Origin of the sequence: Sphingomonas sp. BK345 (assembly GCF_014193845.1) — a bacterium.
Classification (GTDB): domain Bacteria; phylum Pseudomonadota; class Alphaproteobacteria; order Sphingomonadales; family Sphingomonadaceae; genus Sphingomonas.
Map to the genome: position 1 here is coordinate 501,859 of NZ_JACHZX010000003.1, position 20,108 is coordinate 521,966.

A 20,108-nucleotide genomic window follows, 5' to 3' on the forward strand; every position below is an offset into this window, starting at 1 on the left:
GTCTCCGGGTAGGTGAGGTAAACTCCTCCCCAGCATGGGGAGGGGGACCGCCCGGCGGAGCCGGGTGGTGGAGGGGGAGCGCCACGCACACACCGGGTCGTATGCGGATTCCCCCCTCCGTCAGCGCTGCGCGCTGCCACCTCCCCGTGCCGCGGAGGATTGAGGATGTTCCTCACCGCCACAGGTGCCCCCCACAGTCGCGGATGTAGCGCTGCGCCGCTTTGCCGATCGGCGCGCGCGCGGGCCGGTCGCGGCGGCGCAGCCACGTCACGAACTGGCGCATCGCGCGCACCACGTCCATCTCGCCGCGCGCGAAGGCATAGGCGTAGGGCGGGAAGGCGATCAGGTTCAGCCACACATAGGGCGAGGGCATGCGCAGATAGCTGATGATGAACTTGTTGGTCAGCCGGTCCGACTGCACCAGCCTTTTGGGCTTGCGCCCGGCGGGATGCTCCAGCTCCTCGCAGACGATGTCGGGCTGGTAGCGGATCGTCCATGCGCGATCGATGATGCGGTAGGAGAGCTCGATCTCCTCCAGCCCGTAGAAGAAGTCGGGCAGGAAGCCGCCGGTCTCCGCGATCGTCGCGGCGCGGAAGGCGACGCAGCCGCCGACGAAGCGGAAGGTGTCGAACGGCTTGGTCAGGTCGATCGACTTGTCGGTGTGCGGGATCAAATCGGGGCGGGGGCGGGTCTCGCCGCGGACGTGCTTGCGGATCGTCACCGCGCCGAGCCGCGGCGTGGCGTCGAACAGCGCGCCGAAGCGGTCGAGGAAGTCGGGGGACTCGACGAATACGTCGTCGTCGAGCAGCACGACGACCTCGCCGCGCGCGCGCTCGAACGCGAGGTTGCGCGCGGCCACGCCCTTGTTGGCGCCGTCCCACAGGTGGACCGCGTGCGCGAACGGGGCGAGCTGCGCGGCGCGATCGATGCGCTCGACATTGTTGTCGATCACGATCAGCTCGTAATCGGCGCGCCCGGCGAGATGCTGGGCGAGCCGCTCGATCACCTCGGCGAGGATCGGCTCGCGCGCGTAGGTGAGGATCGCGATCGAGTAGCGGATGTCGGTCATGCGGTGGTCTCTCGCGCGTGGCGCGCCTCGGCGGCGCGCAGCAGCAGCAGGTTGATCGCCTGGGTCACGGCGAAGGCGATCGCCATGCCGGCGACGCCGTGGCGCCCGCCGAGCCACAGGCCGAGGATGGTCAGCGCCGCGGTGACGCAGCGGATCGCCAGCATCGTCCGCCCGGCGCGACGCACGATCAGCAACGTCTCCGACGGCAGGTTGAGACCGAACAGGAAGAAGCCGAGCGCCAGCAGCCGCACGTTGGCCGCCGATCCGTCATATTGCCCGTGGAACACCAGAGCGACGACCGGCGCGGCGAACACCGCGACCAGCGCGAGGTAGAGGCCCGTCGCGACCGCGATGGTGAGCCGCGAGCGACGCACCACGCGCGCCAGCCCCGGCAGCCCCTCGGCGGCGAAGGCGCGCGCGGCGCGCGGCTTGTCGATCGAGTCGACCGCCGAGACGATGCTCATCGCCGGGTTGGTCAGCGTGCGCGCCGCGGTGAACAGCGCCGCCGCGACGGGGCCGACCAGCACGCCGATCACCACCACGATCGAGGCGGTGCTGTAGACCGAATAGGGCAGGTTGGTCGCGGCGAGCCAGCTCGACTCGGCACGGTGGCGTCGCACCAGCGCGTGCATCCCGGCGCGGTCGGCACGCGCGGGGGCGAGTCCCGGCAGCGCCAGTGCAAGCGCGGCGAGGCTGGCGAGCACCCAGGCGAGCGCGCCGCCGGGCGCGCCCAGGCCAAGCCGGCCCGCCATCAGCGCGGCGAGCGCGAGCACGAGGAAATAGGCGGTGGCGCACAGCGCCACCATGTCGGCGCGGTCGATCTTGTAGAGCCAGCGCCGCGCGAACTCCCACACCAGCATCGCGGGCGAGATCAAAGCGGTGAGCAGCAGCGGCTCGACCGCCCAGCCGCATTCGGGCCAGCGCCGCGCCGCCAGCGCGACGGCGCCGCCGACCAGCGCGGTCGCCGCCGAGAGCGCCAACGCGAGCACGAGCGCGATCCACCACCAGTCGCTGTTCTCGGCATGCGCCGCGCGCGGGTCGTGGTCGGCGCGATGGTCAGTGGTGAACGGCAGCACCGCGGCGGAGCGGTGGAAGCCGGCGATGACGTAGTGGAGCCCGATCATCATGCCGACCGAACCGAACTCGGTCACCGCCAGCGCGCGGCCGAGCAGCGCGAAGGCGATGATGTTGCCGAGCCCCGACGTGCCCTGGTCGACGAGTGCGTACAGCCGCGGCGCCGCGGCGGCCCCGACGCGCCGCTCGAGCGGCGCGGCCAACGTGCGCATCGCGCGTTCGAGGCGTTGCGCCGGGATGGTCGGTCCTCCTCGTCGAGGCAGTGGTGATGGGAAGGTCAGGGTGCTGGTGCGCGCGGCACGCACTCTCCGTCATCGTGAGCTTGTCTCGGGATCCGCCGCGCCGCGCACGCCAAGGCGGCGGCGCCTGCGGTACGGTGGATCCCGAAACGAGTTCGGGATGACGGCTGGCGGCGCCGGCTCACGCCGACGCGGCCTGCCGTCAGTTGCTGACGTAATATTCCTTCATGTCGGTGTAGTAGTAAGAGGCGTCGCCGTAGCCCGACTGCGCCTGGGTCTTGAGATTGACCATCGTCATCGCGACGCCCGCGACCGAGCCGCCGACCGTCTCGATCTGGTGGAGCGCGGCGCGCACCGCCTTCACCGGGGTGCGGCGCCAGTGCGTCAGCAGCGCGAGCGAGTCGAGCTGCGGGATCATCGTGCGCGTGTCCACCACCGCGAGCACCGGCGCGGTATCGATCAGGATCACCTCGAACTCGCGCCGCAGCGTCGCGATCATGTCCTTGAACGCCTCGGTCTCGAAGATGCGCTGGCTCTTCTCCGCGCCCGGCGTGATCGGCAGGATCACCGCGCCGGTCTGGTCGGTGATCATCACGTCGCGCAGCGTCGCCTCGCCGTTGAGCGCGTTGGTCCAGCCGATCGCGGCATCGGGGCACATCGCCTGGGTCACCGAGCGGCGCCGCAGGTCAGCGTCGATGATCGCCACCTTGGTCGAGGCCATCGCCAGTACCCGCGCCATCGAGGTGGTGGTGGTCGTCTTGCCTTCGCGCGGCAGCGCGGAGGTGACGCCGATCACGCGGCCGCCCTCGGTCTTGGCCTCACGGGCGTCGAAGATCAGCGTGGTGGCGAGACTGCGGAACGCCTCGGCGTAGGAGGACATCGGGTGCAGGATCACCGCCTCGGCCGGATCCTTGGTGCGCGGCTTGTCGATCGCCGACGTCAGCGTCGGGATCGAGTTGAGGAAGTCGACGCCGAGCAGGCGCTGGATGTCGTCGATCGTGTTGATCGTCTGCGACCAGCGCTCGCGCAGATAGGCCAGCGCCAGCGCGATCGCGGTACCCAGCGCGAAGCCGACCACCAGGTTGATCAGCAGCCGCGGCGACGAGGGGCGCAGCGGCGGGACGGCGGCCGAGACGACCTGCGCGTCGGGCTGGACGATCGCCACGCTGGTGGTCTGCTGACCGACGGTCGCGAGCAGGTTGGTGTAGAGCGCGCGCGCGGCGTCGGCCTTGCGCTGCAGCTCGGCCAGCTCGACGCTAGCGCGGACGTTGGAGGCGAGTTGCCCGCGCGTCTGCGCCAGGCTGCTCTCGATCGAGGCGGCCCGGGCGCGCGCCGCGTCCGACTCGGCGCGGACGCTGCGCGACACGCTGGCCATCTCGCGCGAGACCGATTTGTCGAGCTCGGCGACGCGCTGGCGCGCGTCGATCACCTGCGGGTTGCGATCGCCGTAGCGCGCGCTCAGCCCGGCGAGATCGCGTGCCGCCTCCGCGCGCTGCTGGCGCAGGCTGGACAGCGCCGAGGTATCGACGCCGCCTGATATCACCGTGCTGCCGCTCGCCGCGCCGCGCGCCGCGGCCTGCGCCGCCTCGCCGCGCGCGCCGGCCAGCTCGCTGTTGATCGTGTTGAGTGCGTCGCCCTGCGCGGTGGAGGCGGGATCGACCACGATGTTGTTGCGCAGGCGATAGGCCGCCACCGCCGCGTCGGCGTCACGCGCCTGCTGGGCGAGCAGCTTGAGCTGCTTGGTCGTGTCGGTCTGGCCGGTGTCCTCGCCGCCGGCCTTCTGCTGTGCCTGTACCACCAGGTAGGCGCGCGCGAAGGCATTGGCGATCCGCGCCGCGTCGAGCGGGTTCTCGTCGACGTAGCTGATCGTGAACAGCGGGGTCTGGCCGACACGCGTGGCCGAGACGTTGTTGAGCAGCGCCGACGCCAGAGCGTCGACCGACTGGCCGCTCGGGTCCATCGATTTCGCGACCTCGCGCAGATGCGCGTTATTGGCGATCGCCTTGTCGGTCAGCACCTGCTTGGCGACGGGCAGCGAGTTGATGATCTGGATCTGCGACCCGATCGCCGCCTCGCGCTCCTGGTCGCCGAGCGGCCGCGCGCCCTGGCCGGTGGCGCCGCGCGCCAGCGTCTCGTTCGGGGCATATTGCAGCTGCGCCGTCGCCGTGTAGGTCGGCGTCATCAGCTTGGTCGCGACGAAGGCGAGCACGAGCGTCGCCGCGATGATCGCGACGCTGATCGGCAGGTGCCGCTTCACGCGCGAGAACAGGCCGGCTAGGTCCTGCTGCCCAGGATCACGGATGGTCTCTTGATTCATTGCCTACCTGCGCTTGCTGGGACGGGAGCTGGCGAGCCCCGGGTCAAATTCTGAACTTGATGCTCGTGATGGCACGGAATTCGTTGATCTCCGGGCCACGCCGCTCGCCCGAGCTGAGGCGGGAGCGGTAATTGGCGTCGAGGTTCAGGACCCATCGCCGATTGGCCGTGTACTCGAACCCGCCACCCGCGCTGAAGCCATGGTCGCGCCGATCGACGTCCTTGAAACTGCCGGTGAAGTAGTCACCGCTCAGGTAAGGGATGAGGTTGCGCAGCAGCTCGTGGTCCAGCCGCAGGCCAGCCCTCGTCGCGAAATAGCCGGGTGAGCCGCGGACCGCCGCCTCCTCGAGCTGGCGCGAGATCACGCCGGAGATCGTCGTGAGCGGCGACAGATAATAATCGCCACGAACGTCGATCGCGAGACCCCCGACGCTGTCGAACAGCGGGTTCGAATAGCTGCGCCGAAAGTAACCGACCGCACCGGCGACGCGCACCAGACTGGACACATCGGCGATCGCGCCGAGGCTGCCGCGCCACTCGCCGCTGGTGCGATCGTCATCGGGAACGGTGGTGACGTAATCGGTGCGGCGGTAGGTCACCTGCGCGAACAACGAATTGTCCGGGCTGGTCTGGTATTCGGCGCGAACGGTGCCACGGTAGACGTCGCGATCGCGGAACGCCAGGTTGATCGTGGTGCCGGTCGTGCTGACCGTGTCGCCGTAGCGGAAGCTGTTGAAGTCGCCGCTGGCGGTCCAGCGCAGGCGGTTGGTCACGAGCGCCGCGCGCAGCATCCCGCGGGCCTGGTCGACCGCCACGCTGCCGCCGCCGTTGACCGGGAAGTTGGCTTCCTGCTGGTCCTCGTAGGTGCGGCGGTACGACGCCGACCCCGCGACGTCGCTCTCGCCGACGATGTCGAGCCGGCCGTCGACCTGACCGAGGAAGCCGTCCTGGTTCTTGGCCGAGGTCCAGCGATAACGCGCGCCGGTGTAGCTGAAGCGTCCCGACAGCGCGTGGCGGCCCCAGTCGCTGCTCACCAGCACCTGCGGTACAATGGTGGCGAACGAGTCCGAGCGTGCGTCGACCTCGGCACCGACCACATTGGTGGTGATGCCGACGCCGGCCGTGATGTCGGGATAGATGCGGAAGCTACCCAGTGGCAGGCCCACCGGGGCGAGCTCGGGCTTGGCCCGATCCTGCACGCCCTGATTGCGCCCGGTCTGGGTCGTCAGCGGGATCTCGGAGTCGAGTAGCGGGCCGAACACCTGCGCCGCGGCGCCGTTCGACCAGCTTGTACCGGCGACCAGAAGTGCCAGCGAGCCGGACCGACGCGCGCGCGAGAGAGCGCGGCGCATCAGAAGTAGCGCTCGCCGACTCTGATCGTGTCGCCGGGCTGGATCAGCAGGTCGTTGGTGACGCGGACGCGATATTCCTGCGGATCGCCCTCGCGCTTGACGAACACCTCGCCCTTCTTGGCGCGATAAGTGAAGCCGCCGGCGCGCGCGACCGCGGACAGGACGGTCATGCCCTGCGCATATTCATACTGGCCCGGGGTGTTGACCTCGCCCAGGATGTAGAACGGACGATAATTGACGATCGTCACCGCCACGCTCGGGTTCTGCACGAACCCGTCAGCGAGCCGCGCGCGAATGTCCTCGGAGACCTGGTTGGCCGAGCGGCCCTTCGCCATCACGCGGCCGATCAGCGGCAGCGTCAGGCTGCCGTCCGGACCGACCAGCTGCTCGCCGGTGAGCTCCTGCTCGCCGTAGACAGCGATCTGCACCTTGTCGCCCGGCCCGAGCAAATAGGTGGGCACACTCGTTGCCGCGGCGGGCGCGGGCGCGTTCTGCGCCCCCGCTATGCCCGCATTGGCAAGCAGGATCAGACCCCAACAGGCTGTGATACGCACCGACACTGCTCCCCGGTTAACGGCGTGGATACCTACCAGTGAAGATCGCGCGCCGTCAATATGGTGCGGCGCAGCATGATGTCCTGTTCTGATATGGTAAGTACTGGTTTTTCCGTTGCATCAGGTGTCGTCTCGCCACACTCTAAGCGCTCAGGGGCCAGTGTACGCGGGCGTTAGTCGGGGCGACTTCCAATAGATACGTCAATCGTTCTCGCGATGGTGGCGGCCGCCGTGTTGTTGGCATGCGCGGTCCATCCGCTGCTGACTTACCCGCTCAGCCTCCGTCTCTTCGTGCGGGCGCGCCCGGCGGTGCCGGCGACGACGCTGAGTGCGCCGCCGCCGTCGCTGGCGATCTGCATGAGCGCCTATAACGAGCAGGACGTGATCGCCGCCAAGGTGGAGCGGTTGCTCGAGGTCGCCGCGGAATACGGTCCGGCGACGATCCACGTCTATGCCGATTCGCCGCAGGACGGCACGGTCGCGATCCTCGAGCGCTACGCCGACCGGATCGACCTGGTCGTGGGCGCCGAGCGCGCCGGCAAGACCTTCGGCATGAACCTGCTCGTCGCACGCAGCCGCAGCGACTATATCCTGTTCACCGACGCCAACGTGGAGAGCCAGGTCGACGTCGCGACGCGGCTGGCGCGCTGGCTCGCCGATCCCAGCGTCGGCTGCGCCACCGCACGACTTGTCTACTCCAATTCGGACGAGACGGCCACCGCGGCCCTCGGCTCGGGCTATTGGCAGCGCGAGGAGCAGATCAAGCGGATCGAGAGCGATCGCATGGGCCTGATCGGCTGCGACGGCGCGATGTTCATGATGCGGCGAGCGCTGCATCGCGCGCCTTCGCCGCACCTGATCGACGATCTGTTCCTCAGCCTCACCATCCTGATCGCGGGCAAGCGCATCGTCAGCGCCGACGACGTCGAGGTATATGAGCGCAGCGCCACCGGCGCCAACGAGGAGAAGCGGCGCAAGCAGCGGATCGCGTGCCAGGCGCTCAACGTGCATCGCGCGATGTGGCCGCAGCTGCGCCGCATGCGCTTCCTGCCGCTCTACGCTTATGTGTCGCACCGTCCGATGAAGTGGCTGATGCCCTTCTTCGTCGCGGGCGCGGCGCTGTGCGCGGCGCTCGGCTTCGCGCTGGCCGCCGGTTGGGCGATCACGGGCGCGCTGGCGCTGCTCGCGGCGGTGCTGCTGGTGCTCGGCGAGAAGACCCAGGCCAAGCCGCTGTCGCTCGCCTCCTCGGCGGTGCTGAGCCTCTATGGCGTCGGCGTCGGCGTGATCGAGTCGGTGTTCATGGGCAAGACCTACACGGTGTGGGACCCGGCGCTGTCGGTACGGGTCGATCCGCAGCCGAGCGACGCGGTGTCACGATGATCGAGACGGGAGACAGAATGGACCGGCCGACCCTGGGCGAGGCGGCGCCCCTCCCCGCGCCGGCGCGCGTGTTGCCCGCCGAGCTCGCCATCGTGGTGCCGGTGTACAATGAGTCGCGCAACGTGCCGCTGCTGGTCGCCGCGCTCGACGCCGCGCTGGCGGACGTGCGCTGGGAGGTCGTCTTCGTCGACGACAACTCGCCCGACCGCACCGCCGACCAGGCGCGCGACCTCGCGCTGGCCGACCCGCGCGTGCGCGTCGTGCAGCGCTTCGGCCGGCGCGGCCTGTCGACAGCCTGCATCGAGGGCATCCTCGCCACCGCCGCGCCCTACGTGGCGGTGATGGACGGCGACATGCAGCACGACGAGCGCGTGCTCACCGACATGTTCCGCCGCATCGCGCAGGGCGACGTGGATGTCGTGGTCGGCAGCCGCTATGTCGCCGGCGGCGGGGTGGGCGAGTGGGATCGCCGCCGCGCCGCGATGAGCCGCTTCGCCACGCGCCTCGCCGGCCGGCTGACGCGCGCGCCGATCACCGACCCGATGAGCGGCTTCTTCATGCTGCGCCGCGACGCCTTCATGGCGGCGCTGCCCAATCTCTCGACCGTGGGCTTCAAGATCCTGCTCGACATCGCCGCCTCGACCCCCGAGCCGCTGCGCGTCGCCGAGGTGCCCTACACCTTCCGCACCCGCCAGCACGGCGAGAGCAAGCTCGACAGCCTGGTGCTGTGGGAATATCTCCAGCTGCTGCTCGACAAGATGTTCGGGCGCTACGTGCCGGTGCGCTTCATCAGCTTCGCGATGGTGGGTGGGTCGGGCGTGTTCGTCCACTTCCTGGTGCTGACGATCGTGCTCGAGTCGCTGCTCACGTTCGGCGACGGCGCGGCGCATCAGGGGCGCTCGTTCGCGATCGCGCAGGGTGCCGCCACGTTGGTCGCCACCACCAGCAACTTCCTGCTCAACAACCTGCTGACCTACCGCGATCAGCGGCTCACCGGGCGACGGCTGTGGTGGGGTTGGCTCAGCTTCAACCTGGTGTGTGGCATCGGCTTCCTCGCCAATGTCGGGATCGCGCACTATCTGTATCAGCGACAGAATTACCTGATCGTGTCGGCGCTCGCCGGGATCGCGGTGACCACGGTGTGGAACTACGCGATGTCGTCGATCTTCACCTGGCGCAAACGCGGCTGAACACGCCGCGCTCGCGCGGGGGAGAGGGGACGGGATGGAGCGGAGCGACACCGCGCGGCGCTGGCCGGGCTCGGGGCTCGAGTCGCGGATCGGGCTCGCCGCGCTGACCGCGGCGGTGCTGGTGGCGGCGATGGTGCGGCTCGCCTTCTCCGATTACTCGCTGTGGTTCGACGAGCTCGCCTCGGTGTTCTTCGCGTCCCAGCCGACCGAGCGGCTGTGGAGCGCGTGGATGCTGCGCGAGACCAACCCGCCGCTGTTCTACACGCTACTGCGCTGGTGGATCCAGGGGACGGAGCTGAGCGACGCCGGGCTGCGCGTGCCCGGCATCGCCGCCAGCCTCGCCGCGATCGGCGTCATCTATGCCGCGGTGGCGCGCGCTTACGGACGTCGCGCCGCGGTGGCGGCGGCGCTGCTGCTCGCGCTGTCGCCGCAGCAGCTGTATTTCTCCCACCAGGTCCGCGCCTATATCTTCCTGTATCTCGCGGTGGCGGTGTCCTTCGCCGGGCTGGTCCAGATCGTGCTGGCGACGACCGCGCGCGCGCGCGCGATCGGCTGGGTGCTTTACGTGGTGGGCGCGATCGCGGGCATCTACCTGCACACCACCGGCGTGATCTGGCCCGCCACCGCGACGCTGGCGCTGATGCTGGTCGACGCGCGCTTCCGACCCTTCCGCGGCCGGCTGTGGATCGCGCTCGCGGTCGCCGGCGGCGTGATCGTGCTGGGCTCGTCCTGGTGGCTGTACATCACCTTCCGCCAGCTCACCCAGCCCAACGGCAATCTCGGCTGGATGCAGGGCCTGGGGCTGACCAAGAGCGCGCTCGTCTACGTCGCCACGCTGTTGCAGTCGCGCCAGATCAGCGCGCTCCAGCTGCCCGCACCGCTGCTGGTGGCGGGGTTCGCCGCGCTGGGGGCGTGGCGCGGGCGCGGCGAGGCGGTGACGCGGCTGACGCTCGCCTGCCTTGCGACCGGCACCGCGCTGTTCCTCGTGCTCAACCTCAAGCAGCCGATCTTCCTCGACCGCACCATCCTGTGGCTGTCGCTGTTCCCGCTGGTGCTCGCGGCGCGTGGCGTCGGCACGCTGCGCGGGCGCGGCTATGCCGCCGCGCTGATCGCGCTCGCGCTGGCGCTGGCGGTGAGCGTCGCGCTCACGCGGCCGCATCTGCCCAAGGAGGAATGGCGCGCGGTGGTGACCCGCGTCGCCGCCGATCCGGGCGCCGCGCTGCTGGTCGACGGCGAGGCGATGGGGGTGGCGACGCAGATGGCGTGCCGCGTCCAGCTGCACCGTCCGGCGTGCCCCTTCGCGGTGGTGCCGCTGGTCGCGCCCGGTCCGCAGCTCGACAGCTGGGGCCGCGGGCTCGCCGCGCCCGCGCCGGCGCGCGAGGGGCGGCTGGCGTTGCCAGCGGACGCGCGCGCCTATGTACTGCGCCGCCCCTTCCACGACGCCCTCGTCGACGTGCAGCGCGCGGGCCTGCTGCGCGGCGCCGACGCGACCCCGCCCGAGGCGCCGGTGGTGCTCGGGCCGTACCCGCCCGTGCTGCTCGAGGCGGTGACGAGGCGCAGCCGCGTGGTGGAGGGAACGGTGCGGCTCGAGCGCTGAGCGCCGGTTCAGTCGAGCGCACCGGGCTGCAGCACGCGCGCGGGCGGGCCGGCCGCGGTCGCACCGGCGGGGACATCAATCGAGAGGATCGCGCCCGCGCCGACCCGCGCGCCCGCGCCGACGCTGATCATGCCGAACACCACCGCGCTTGGGTACAAGGTCACCCCGTCGCCGATCACCGGATAGCCGCCGCGCGTGGCGCGCCCGATCGTCACCGACTGGTAGATCGTCACGCCGGTGCCGATCTGCGCTCCCTCGCCGATCACCACCGCGGTTGGGTGCGGCAGTGCGAGACCCGGGCCGATCAAGGAGCGGGGATGGAGGTGGCAGCCGCTGCGCCGCGTGTTCCATGCCCACACCAGATCACCGAGCTTGCGCCACCGCGTCCGCCCCAGCGCCGCCGCGACCCGGTGTAGCAGGATCGTCGCGAAGCCGGGATGGAAGAGGAAGCCGGCCGGCGCGTCGCGCAGCCGGGTGCGGCCGGTGTTGGCGGCGAGGTCGGCGCGGATCGTGGCCCGCAAGCCCGTCGCCGGACCGATCGCGCTCATGCTCGTCCCGCTCGCACCGCCGCGTCGGCGCACGCGGCGAGCAGCGTCCCGGCCGAGCGCGTCCAGGAGAAATGCCCCACCCGCTCGCGCCCGTGCGCGGTCCGCTCAGCGCGCCAGTCGCCGGTGTCAGCGAGCGCGGTGCGCATCAGCGCGATAAGCGCGTCGCGGTCATGCGGGTCAAAATAGGCGGCAGCGTCGCCGCAGACCTCGCGGATCGGCGCGATGTCGCTCGCCAGCACCGGGCAGTCGTTGCCGAACGCTTCCAGCGGCGGGATGCCGAAGCCCTCGTACAGGCTCGGAAAGATCAGCGCGCGGGCGCGCCGCAGCAGCGCCACGATCTCATGGTCGGAGAGCCGGCCGGCCAGGATGACCTGGCGCGGCGGCTGCGCCGCGCGCAGCGCGTATACGCCGGGATCGACCTGGCCGACCATCACCAGCTGCGCCGTCGCGGGCATCGCTGCCATCGCGGTGACCGGCAGCTGCAGGTTCTTGCTGTGCGTCTGGCTGCCCAAAGTGACGAAGAAGGGACGATCGGCGGCGAGGCCGAGTTTGGCGAAGATCCGCTCGTCCGCCGCGGTGACGAGATGCTCCGCCGAGTTGGGCGCGACGACGATCCCTGCCGCGTCCAGCCCGAGCCAGCGTACCAGCTCGCCGCGGGAGAAGTTGGAGACGGTGGCGATCGTGGCGGAATGTGCCAGCGCGCGGTCGATCAGCCGGTGCAGCAGCACGTAGCGGCGCGCGTAATTGCCGGGCAGGCGGTAGATCGCGGCGTCGTGGATCACCGCGACATGCGCGGGATGGCGGAAAGGGCCGCTCGCGGCGAGGCTGAGCGCGACGCCGTCGCGCGCGGCGCGGGCGAACTCGAGCTGCTCCCACAGATGCCCGTGCAGCCGCCCGTGCTCGACCTGTTCGATCGCGCGCAGCGGCAGCCGCGGCGCGCCGGGCGGCAGCAGCAATCGGCACGTCGCCGCGGTGGCACCCTCCGCCACCAGCGCGTCGAGCGCCAAAACGATCTGCGAGGCGTAGCGCTGGATCCCGGTCAGCGGCTGCTGCCGGAAGCGGCCGTTGATGTAGACGATCATCGCGCGCGGCCAGGTGCGACGGGCCGCGCGCGCCGGCTCAGCGGAAGGTGCCCGCCGCCGTGCCACGCGCCGCCAGCGCGGCCGCGACGAAGCGGGCGAAGGAATCGAGGAAGCGCTCGCGACTGAACGACAGCGCGTGGGTGCGGATCGCGGCGGCGTCGAAGCCGGCCTCGTCGCGCTCGAACGCCTCGATCGCGGCGACCAGGCTGTCGACGCTCTGCTCGGCGAAGTGCAGGCCGGAGAGGCCGGGCACCACCGTCTCGGTCGCGCCGCCTGAGGCATAAGCGATCACCGGCCGGCCCGAGGCCATCGCCTCCACCGGCGCGATGCCGAAATCCTCCTCGCCGGGCATCAGGAAGGCACGCGCGCGCGCGTAATAGCGCTTGAGCTCGGCGAAGGAGCATTGCCCGACGAACTCGATCGTCGGCCCGGCAAGCTTGCGCAGCGCCGCGGTCTCGGGCCCCTTGCCGGTGATCACTAGCCGGCGGCCGAGCCGGTTGCACGCTGCGATGGCGAGGTCGACGCGCTTGTATGAGACGTGGCGGCCGGTGATCAGGTAATAATCGTCGACCTCGGGCGAGGTGGCGAAATCGTCCACCTCGACGGGCGGATAGATCACCTCGGCGGGACGCCGATAGTAACGCGCGATGCGGCTGGCGACGTAGCGCGAGTTGGCGACGAACCGGTCCACCCGCAACGCGCTGCCGACGTCCCACAGCCGCAAGCGCGGCACCGTGATCGATAGCACCAGCCGCTTCAGCGCCGAGGCATCGCGGCGGTAATGATGGTACTGGTCCCACAGGTACCGCATCGGCGAGTGGCAGTAGCAGACGTGCACCGCATTGAGCGGCGGCATGATCCCCTTGGCGGGGCCGGACTCGCTCGAGATGATCAGGTCATAGCCGTCGAGATCGAGGTTCTCGAGCGCCATCGGCGCGACCGGCAGCAGCGAGCGGTGGAAGCGTGAGGCGCCCGGGATCTTCTGCAGGAAGCTGGTGCGCAGCCGCTCGTCGGGCACGATCGTGCGCGAGTAGTCGGGATCGGCCACCAGCGTGTGGACGACCGCCTGCGGGAAGATCCGCAGCATCGTCTTGACGACATTCTCGCCGCCGCCTGGACCGACCAGCCAATAGTGGACGATCGCGACGCGCAGCCCGGCGAACTGCGCGCGCCACTCGGCCTCGTCACGCAGCGGTGTAATCTGCGAGGCGGCGTCGACGGGCGCGGCCGCGATCGCCGGGGTCGCGATGATCTCGCCCTCGATCGTCATCACGCTCGCATCCTGCTGTCGCCCCATCCACACCTCCGGCGCGGCACCTATCGCAGGTGCAGCGCGAGATTGCACGATCAAAGCCGTGCGCCGACGACCTTTTCGTAGATGGCGAGCGTTCGCGCCGCGACCGTGTCCGGGTCATAGTCGCGGCGGTCGACGGCCCAGCGCGCGCGGATCGCGCGGCGCAGCGCTGCGTCGTCGCGGACGCGCGCGACCGCGGCGCGGATCGTCTCGGGTTCGGCCGGTTCGACGATCAGCCCGCGCGTGCCCTGGCCGACCATCTCCGGTAGGCCGCCGCGCGCCGACACGATCGGGATCGCGCCGTGAATGCCCGCTTCGAACGCCACTCGGCCGGACGGTTCGTCCCACAGCGAGGGCACGATCACGGCGTCGACCGTGGCGTAAAATTCGTCGGCTTCTCCGACACCTAGGAAGGTCACCGGGAGGTCGCCCGCGGCCGCGCGCAGGCGCTCGACATAGGCCGGCACGCCCGTCCCGCCGATCCGCAGCCGCCAGTGCGCGGTGGGCATAGCGCGCAGCGCCAACAGCAACGCCTCCACGCCCTTCTCGGGGGAGAGACGGCCGAAATAGCCGAGCGTCACGCGCGGCGGGTCGAGCAGATCCGGCCGCACCGGCAGCGGGTGCCGGGGGCGATATCCGCCCGCGAGGATCGTGTGCGGGGTGGCGCGCGGGAAGACCGTGGCGGCCGAGTGCGTCGCCGCGATGCGGTCGCTGACGTAGATGATTTCCTGTACCAATCCGGTACGGCGCCGCGACGGCGCGAGCGCGAGCGCGCGACAGTCGCGACACACACCCGCGCAATTGGCGCCGCCGCGGCGATGGCCCGAGTTCAGGCACATCAGATAATAGTCGCTGACCCGGTGGACGATTGGCACGCGCTCGGCGGCGGCAACGCGCCAAATGGCGGTGCCGATCCCCGCCATCACATGCGTGTTGACGACGTCGGGCCGGAAGGCACGGAGCACCCGGCAATAGTCGCTCGCCATCGTGTCGCCGAGCCGATCGATCAGATGCCAGGCGAGTCGCCGCGGTGCCGACTGCTCGCCGCGCGCGTAGAGGTTGCGCAGCCGCAGCCGATATTCGGATACACCGGTCGCGGCGTGGACGCCCTCGTGCGCGCGGTCATCGACGCTGAGCACCGCCACCGCGTGGCCGCGCGCCTGTAGGGCGGTCGCCAGCTGCGCGACCGACACCTGCGCACCGCCGCGCACCTCCGGCGCCGGAAAATAGTTCCGTGAGACGAGGAGGACGCGCATGAGGGGTGAGGGCGCTCCTGCGAAGGGCGGTGGGCGCCCCGATCGGGTGTAGACCGCGACCGCGGGCTGTCAACCGACTGACACGGCGTTGCATCCGTGCGGGCGAGCCGGTAGCCAGACGTGAGCTGGAACGGGGCGGCGATGACCGAGAGGCGCGTGATCAGCGCGGCGCGACCAAGCGCCCCGTCATCCCGGCCGCCAGACGCGGTGGCGCGGGCGGGAGCGAGCGCCTCGTTCCGCGGCTGGTCCACCGGCGTGGCGCGGGGCGAGCGGGTGCGGCTGGCGGTCGGCTGGGCGACGATCATCCTGGTCTATCGTCAGACCTTCGCCGCACCGATCCGCGCTTTCGTGCCGATCCTCTGGTACGTTCCCGACGTGGTGATGGCGGCTGCGCTGGGCGCGATCGTGGTGGTGGGGTTGCGGGCCAAGGTGATCCCGGTGCTGGTGAATGTGGTCGCGCTGGCGGTGCTGGTGCTCTACGCCGCGCTCAACAACCCCGGCTTCGCGGTGGCGCTCGCGGTACGCGGGCTCGGCTATATGCTGCTGGCCTTCTTCGCGGGGTTGGGCGTGCGACGCGGCGACCGGCTGCTGCCGCTCGCGCTCGTCGTCGCGGCGGGCTGCGCGATCCTCGGCGTCGTCTACGACGCGCTCTATACCGTGCCCTGGGCCGACACCGCCTTCGAGGGGTTTGGCGGCACCGGCGAGGCGGCGCGCGAATGGTCGCAGAACGGCGCCCGGCGGCTGTCCGGCCTCGGTATCGCCTCGACCGACACGTCGGTGATCATCGCCGCGGGTGCGCTGACCGCGTTCGGACTGGCGCGCAATCGGGTCCGCCCGGCCAACCTCGCCTTCGCTGCGGCCGCGGTGGCCGCGCTGCTGCTGACGACGCAGAAGGCGACCGCGGGCTGGTTGATCGTCACCGCCGCAGTCGCCTATGGCGCGCCGCTGCTGATGCTGCGCGACGGCGGCTTCGCGGCGGCGCGCTGGCTGCGCTGGCTCGGCGTGGCGGGGCTGGTGGCGGGGATGCTCGTGCCACCGGTGCTCGCCGGCGCCAGCGTGAGCGGCGCGCTCCACGTCGACGCCGCGACGATCGACCAGCGCCTCAACGAGGTGTGGCCGCGCGTGTTGCCGCACCTGTTCGAGCTGCCCCAAGTGCTGCTCGGTCACGGACTGGGCGGAGTTGGCCCGCTCTCCGGACGACCCGAGCTGGCGCTGATCGACAACATGTTCCTGTTCACCGCGCTCAGCGTGGGTCTGCCCGCGGCGCTGGCACTGTTCCTGATCGCCGGCCGCGCGCTGCTGTTCGCGCCGGCGCGCGACCCGGTCGACTTCGCCGCGCTGGCGATCGTCGCTTTGCTCGCGCTCAACGGCATCACCGCCAATATCGTCGTCGCGGGCGCGGTGGCGAGCATCTACCTCGGCTACGGCATCGGCTGCCTGCTTCGCCCGACGCGGCGCGCGCGCGCGGCGCCGAGCGGCGCGAGCGCGGCCGACTAGCAGATGGTGCGATCGCGCCAGAGTCCTGACGGCGCGCGCGCGCCGGTAGTGACGATCTGTGGCGTCGCCGGGCACAACCGCGGCGACGACGCGATCGCGCTGGCGCTGGTGGCAGGGCTGCGCGCGCGCGTCCCGGACATGCAGGCGCGTGTGGCGATGCTCCGGCTCGGCGCGATCCTGCCCGCGCCCGGACTCACCCCCTTCCTCGCGGTGCGGCGCCGCCCTGTCGGGCTGGCCGCGCTCGCGCGCTCGATCGCCGCGGCAGACCTGGTGATCCTCGGCGGCGGTTCAGTGATCCAGGACAAGTTCGGCGGCGGGCGAGTCACGGGCGTGCTCGGCTATAGCTGGATGGTGGCGCGGCTGGCGCGGCTGTTCGGGCGCGCGCTGATCACCGCGCCGATCGGTGTCGACGCGCTCGCCACCGCGCCGGCGCGGCGCATCGCCGCCGAGCTGCTCGCGCCGGCGCGCGCGATCACGGTGCGCGACATCCGCTCGCTTGCCGAGGTGACCGCGCTGCTCGCTGGGCGGGCCGCTCCGGCGCCGGTGCTCGCGTGCGACCCCGCCTTCGCCTTCGCCGGCGCGCCACCTCGTCGCGCGGGACCGGTCGTGCTCGCGCCCGCTTTCGAGGGCGAGTGCGACATGCGCGTCGCCGCCATCTTCGCGCGTGTCGCTGCGCTCGCGGTCGCCCGGCTCGACCGCGACGTCGTGATCGTGGCGATGGACGAGCGCGACGCCGCCGCGGTCGAGGCGGTGGCGGCGGCGGTGCCCGCGTCGGCGCGCGCGCGGGTGAGCATGGTGAGTCCCGCGACGCTCGACGCGACGCTGACGGTCCTCCACGGCGCGGCGGCACTGATCGCGATGCGGCTCCACGCCATGATCCTATGCTACGCCGCCGCCCCGATCGCCTGCCTCAGCCGTACCACCAAGACCGATGCGTTCATGGCGGATTACGCCGTCCCCGGCACAGCCCTACACGGCGCCGACATCGAGACGATCGCGGCGTTGCTGGTCGAGGCGGTGGCGCAGTGGCCACAGCGCGTAACACAGGCGGCGATCCTGGCCGAACGCCGCGCGCTGCTCGACGCTTACTATGACGAGGCTGCCACGCTGCTGGTGCGCGCCACGGCGACGCGACGGTGAGCGCGCGCGGGAACGCCGCGATCGTCACCGCCGCCACGGTGATCGGCAGCGGGCTCAACTTCGCCGCGACGTTGCTGTGGACTCGGCTGCTCGAGCCGAGCGCCTTCGGAATTTACGCGCTGGTCTCGGCTGCGGCGGTGCTGCTCAACGGCATGCTGTTCGAGTGGCTGCGGCTGGTCGCAGCGCGGACGCTGTACGATCCCGCCGCCGCCCGCGGCATCGACCCGACGCGCGCCGATGCCGTGGTGGCGCTTTACGCCGGGGTGGTCGCGCTGTTCGTCGCCGCGGTGGCGGTGCTCTCGCTGCTCGACGTGGGGGTCGCCGGCGTGGCGGCGCGCTGGTGGCCGGTGCTCGCGGGCTTCGCGCTGACCGAGATGGCGCTGACGCTGCTGCAGACCGTGCAGCGGCTGCGGATGCGCGCCTGGGGCTATTTCTGGAATGCGGTCGCGCGCTCGCTGCTGGCGCTGCTGCTCGGCGTCGCGCTGGTGGTGGGAGCGGGCATGGGGGCGCGCGGCGCGCTGCTCGGCATCGTGGTGGCGCAAGGGGTGGTGGCGGCGGTGAGCGCGCTGGCGGACCCGCTGTGGCGCGCGGTGCGGCCGTGGCGCGCGGCGCGCGCGCCGGTCGCGGCGGCGCTGCGGCTCGGCTATCCCTTGGTCGCGAGCTGTGCCCTGGCCTATGCGGCGAGCTTCGCCGATCGCTTTCTGCTCGGCGCGACACTGGGTGCCGATGCGGTCGGCCTCTATGCCGCGCCCGTCGACCTGCTCCAGAAGACCTTGGTCTTCCTCATGATGACGATCAACCTTACCGGTTATCCCACGCTGGTGCGCGCCTATGAGGAGCGCGGTGCCGCCGCGGCGCGCGCGGTGTTGCAGAGCAATCTCGAGCTTCAGCTCGGGCTCGGCTTGCCCGCCGCCATGGGGTTGGCGGTGCTGGCGCCGGGGATCGTCGCGCTGCTGCTCGGCCCCGCCTTCCGAACGGAGGGAGCGCGATTGCTACCGCTGATCGCCGCCGCGGCGCTGCTGCGCTGCCTCGTCACCTTCCACCTGATGATGGCCTTCCAGGTGACGCGACGGATGGCGTGGATGATCGTGCCGCCGCTCGCCACTTTGGTGGTGCTCGTCCCGGCCGGGCTGGCCGGGGCGCGCTGGGCCGGGCTGCCCGGGATGGCGCTGGCGGCGCTGGCGGCGCAGGCGGCGAGCTTCGCCGCGGGCGCGCTGCTCGCGAAGCGCGCGTTGCCGCTGCGGATGGTGACGCCGACGACCGCGCGGATCGCGCTCGCGGCGAGCGCCATGGGACTGGTGCTCGCGCCCTTCCGTGCCCGCACTGACGCTGGCGCGACGATCGCGCTGGTCGCGGCGGGCGGCGCGCTCTACGTCGCGCTGCTGCTATGGCTACGCGTGCCCGCGGCGACCCGGACCGCCGCCGCGATGCTCGACGGGGTGCGGCGCACGCGGCCGTGACGGCCGCACGTGACCGCCGGTGCGCAGCCCTCTACGCCCAAACGAGAACGGCGCCGCCCTCAGGGCGGCGCCGCTCGCAGGCTCAGCGATCGGTCAACGGTATCAGTACGACCCGCGCTGGAACAGCACGCTCGGCACCGTGTACGCCATGATCTTGACGTTCATCGCGCACGAGCGCGCGCGGCTGTACGTCACGTCATAGGCGACGCGGCGGCGGTAGGACACGTCGTTGCGGCCACCGACCTGCCACAATCCGGTGATGCCCGGGCGCACCGCGCAATAATGCTCGAAATAGCGGCCGTAGCGCGCGATCTCGCCGACCACGATCGGGCGCGGCCCGACGAGGCTCATCTCGCCGCGCACGACGTTGATCAGCTGGGGCAGCTCGTCGAGGCTGGTCTTGCGCAGGAACTTGCCGATGCCGATCACGCGCGGGTCGTCGCGCAGCTTGTGGTCGCGCTCCCACTCCTCGCGCGCCTCGGCGCTGGTCTCGAGCAGGTTGCGCAGGCGCGCGTCGGCGTCGACCACCATCGAGCGGAACTTGAGGCACGGGAAGGCACGCCCGCCGCGACCGATGCGCTGGTGCGCGAAGATGATCGGGCCGGGATCCAGGATGTAGATCACCGCCGCGATGATCAGCATCAGCGGCGCCAGGATGATCAGCGCGATCACCGCCAGCGTGACGTCGAGCGTACGGCTCGCCATGTCGTCGATCCGACGCAGGTTGAACCCGTCCTCGCGGGGATCCACGTCGCTGCGGGGCACCGACGCGGTGATAGTCGCTTCATGCACGAAGATCGCTCCCTAACGATACGCTGCAACGCAACATTAGGTTATTTGGTCGTTAATGTAACCCCGAAGGTGCAGCGGCTCGTCTCGAATCCCGGCGCGATCGTCGCAGCTTGTACCGATGCGGTACGGTCAAGCCTCAGCAATCAGTAGTAAAACCCTACCGATCCCGCGCTTTTTTCCAATGAAGTGGTGGCAATAGGGATTATTATCCGTCGCTGCGCGACGCGGGCGCGACTCGGCGTTCGCCTTCGCTGAAGCGAGCGCAGAG

The 20,108-nt window shown here is 70.9% G+C and carries 16 protein-coding genes; 6 read left to right on the forward strand and 10 right to left on the reverse strand.

Annotated features, from left to right (window positions below):
- Window positions 1-172 precede the first annotated feature (172 nt).
- From FHY03_RS11725 to FHY03_RS11745, 5 genes are all read right to left on the reverse strand, one after another.
- Entirely contained in the window at window positions 173-1,069 is an 897-nt protein-coding gene (locus FHY03_RS11725; protein ID WP_183930913.1) for a glycosyltransferase family 2 protein, read from the reverse strand.
- A complete protein-coding gene (locus tag FHY03_RS11730) occupies window positions 1,066-2,355 on the reverse strand; it encodes a hypothetical protein (protein ID WP_183930915.1) in 1,290 nt (429 codons plus the stop codon). Before FHY03_RS11730 ends, FHY03_RS11725 begins: the two co-directional genes overlap by 4 nt.
- 229 nt (window positions 2,356-2,584) lie before the next feature.
- Window positions 2,585-4,699: a GNVR domain-containing protein gene (locus tag FHY03_RS11735; protein WP_183930917.1), complete on the reverse strand. Its 2,115-nt coding sequence runs from the start codon at window positions 4,697-4,699 to the stop codon at window positions 2,585-2,587.
- Window positions 4,700-4,742: 43 nt separating this feature from the next.
- Window positions 4,743-6,050, reverse strand: a complete 1,308-nt coding sequence (locus tag FHY03_RS11740) for an outer membrane beta-barrel protein (RefSeq protein ID WP_183930919.1) — start codon at window positions 6,048-6,050, stop codon at window positions 4,743-4,745.
- Window positions 6,050-6,604 (reverse strand): polysaccharide biosynthesis/export family protein, encoded by a 555-nt coding sequence (locus tag FHY03_RS11745; protein ID WP_311721430.1) that lies wholly within the window; start codon window positions 6,602-6,604, stop codon window positions 6,050-6,052. The genes FHY03_RS11740 and FHY03_RS11745 overlap by 1 nt, the downstream gene beginning before the upstream one ends.
- A 216-nt stretch (window positions 6,605-6,820) precedes the next feature.
- Between FHY03_RS11745 and FHY03_RS11750 the strand changes: the two genes are divergently transcribed.
- From FHY03_RS11750 to FHY03_RS11760, 3 genes are read left to right on the forward strand one after another with little or no spacing between them, the layout of a single operon-like run.
- Window positions 6,821-7,984, forward strand: a complete 1,164-nt coding sequence (locus FHY03_RS11750; protein ID WP_183930921.1) for a glycosyltransferase — start codon at window positions 6,821-6,823, stop codon at window positions 7,982-7,984.
- Window positions 7,985-8,001: 17 nt separating this feature from the next.
- Window positions 8,002-9,174 (forward strand): glycosyltransferase family 2 protein, encoded by a 1,173-nt coding sequence (locus tag FHY03_RS11755; protein WP_183930923.1) that lies wholly within the window; start codon window positions 8,002-8,004, stop codon window positions 9,172-9,174.
- Between the two features lie 34 nt (window positions 9,175-9,208).
- Window positions 9,209-10,771, forward strand: coding sequence for a glycosyltransferase family 39 protein (locus tag FHY03_RS11760; RefSeq protein WP_183930925.1), 1,563 nt, complete (start codon window positions 9,209-9,211; stop codon window positions 10,769-10,771).
- Window positions 10,772-10,779: 8 nt separating this feature from the next.
- Here the strand turns inward: FHY03_RS11760 and FHY03_RS11765 are convergent, their stop codons facing one another.
- Genes FHY03_RS11765 through FHY03_RS11780 form a run of 4 tightly spaced genes read right to left on the reverse strand, consistent with a single transcriptional unit; the run spans window position 10,780 to window position 14,951 of the window.
- Window positions 10,780-11,319 (reverse strand): serine O-acetyltransferase, encoded by a 540-nt coding sequence (locus tag FHY03_RS11765; RefSeq protein WP_183930927.1) that lies wholly within the window; start codon window positions 11,317-11,319, stop codon window positions 10,780-10,782.
- The gene (locus tag FHY03_RS11770) at window positions 11,316-12,401 is read right to left on the reverse strand and encodes a glycosyltransferase family 1 protein (RefSeq protein ID WP_183930929.1); all 1,086 of its coding nucleotides are present in this window, start codon (window positions 12,399-12,401) and stop codon (window positions 11,316-11,318) included. The genes FHY03_RS11765 and FHY03_RS11770 overlap by 4 nt, the downstream gene beginning before the upstream one ends.
- A 37-nt stretch (window positions 12,402-12,438) precedes the next feature.
- The gene (locus tag FHY03_RS11775; RefSeq protein ID WP_221190134.1) at window positions 12,439-13,698 is read right to left on the reverse strand and encodes a glycosyltransferase; all 1,260 of its coding nucleotides are present in this window, start codon (window positions 13,696-13,698) and stop codon (window positions 12,439-12,441) included.
- Between the two features lie 50 nt (window positions 13,699-13,748).
- Window positions 13,749-14,951, reverse strand: a complete 1,203-nt coding sequence (locus FHY03_RS11780) for a glycosyltransferase (protein ID WP_183930931.1) — start codon at window positions 14,949-14,951, stop codon at window positions 13,749-13,751.
- A gap of 141 nt (window positions 14,952-15,092) precedes the next feature.
- Between FHY03_RS11780 and FHY03_RS11785 the strand changes: the two genes are divergently transcribed.
- From FHY03_RS11785 to FHY03_RS11795, 3 genes are read left to right on the forward strand one after another with little or no spacing between them, the layout of a single operon-like run.
- Complete coding sequence (locus tag FHY03_RS11785) at window positions 15,093-16,448, forward strand: hypothetical protein (RefSeq protein WP_183930933.1); 1,356 nt, start codon at window positions 15,093-15,095, stop codon at window positions 16,446-16,448.
- 3 nt (window positions 16,449-16,451) lie between these two features.
- A complete protein-coding gene (locus FHY03_RS11790; RefSeq protein WP_183930935.1) occupies window positions 16,452-17,588 on the forward strand; it encodes a polysaccharide pyruvyl transferase family protein in 1,137 nt (378 codons plus the stop codon).
- Window positions 17,585-19,048, forward strand: coding sequence for an oligosaccharide flippase family protein (locus tag FHY03_RS11795; RefSeq protein ID WP_183930937.1), 1,464 nt, complete (start codon window positions 17,585-17,587; stop codon window positions 19,046-19,048). Before FHY03_RS11790 ends, FHY03_RS11795 begins: the two co-directional genes overlap by 4 nt.
- Before the next feature lie 102 nt (window positions 19,049-19,150).
- Here the strand turns inward: FHY03_RS11795 and FHY03_RS11800 are convergent, their stop codons facing one another.
- Window positions 19,151-19,840, reverse strand: a complete 690-nt coding sequence (locus FHY03_RS11800; protein WP_311721438.1) for a sugar transferase — start codon at window positions 19,838-19,840, stop codon at window positions 19,151-19,153.
- Window positions 19,841-20,108 lie beyond the last annotated feature (268 nt).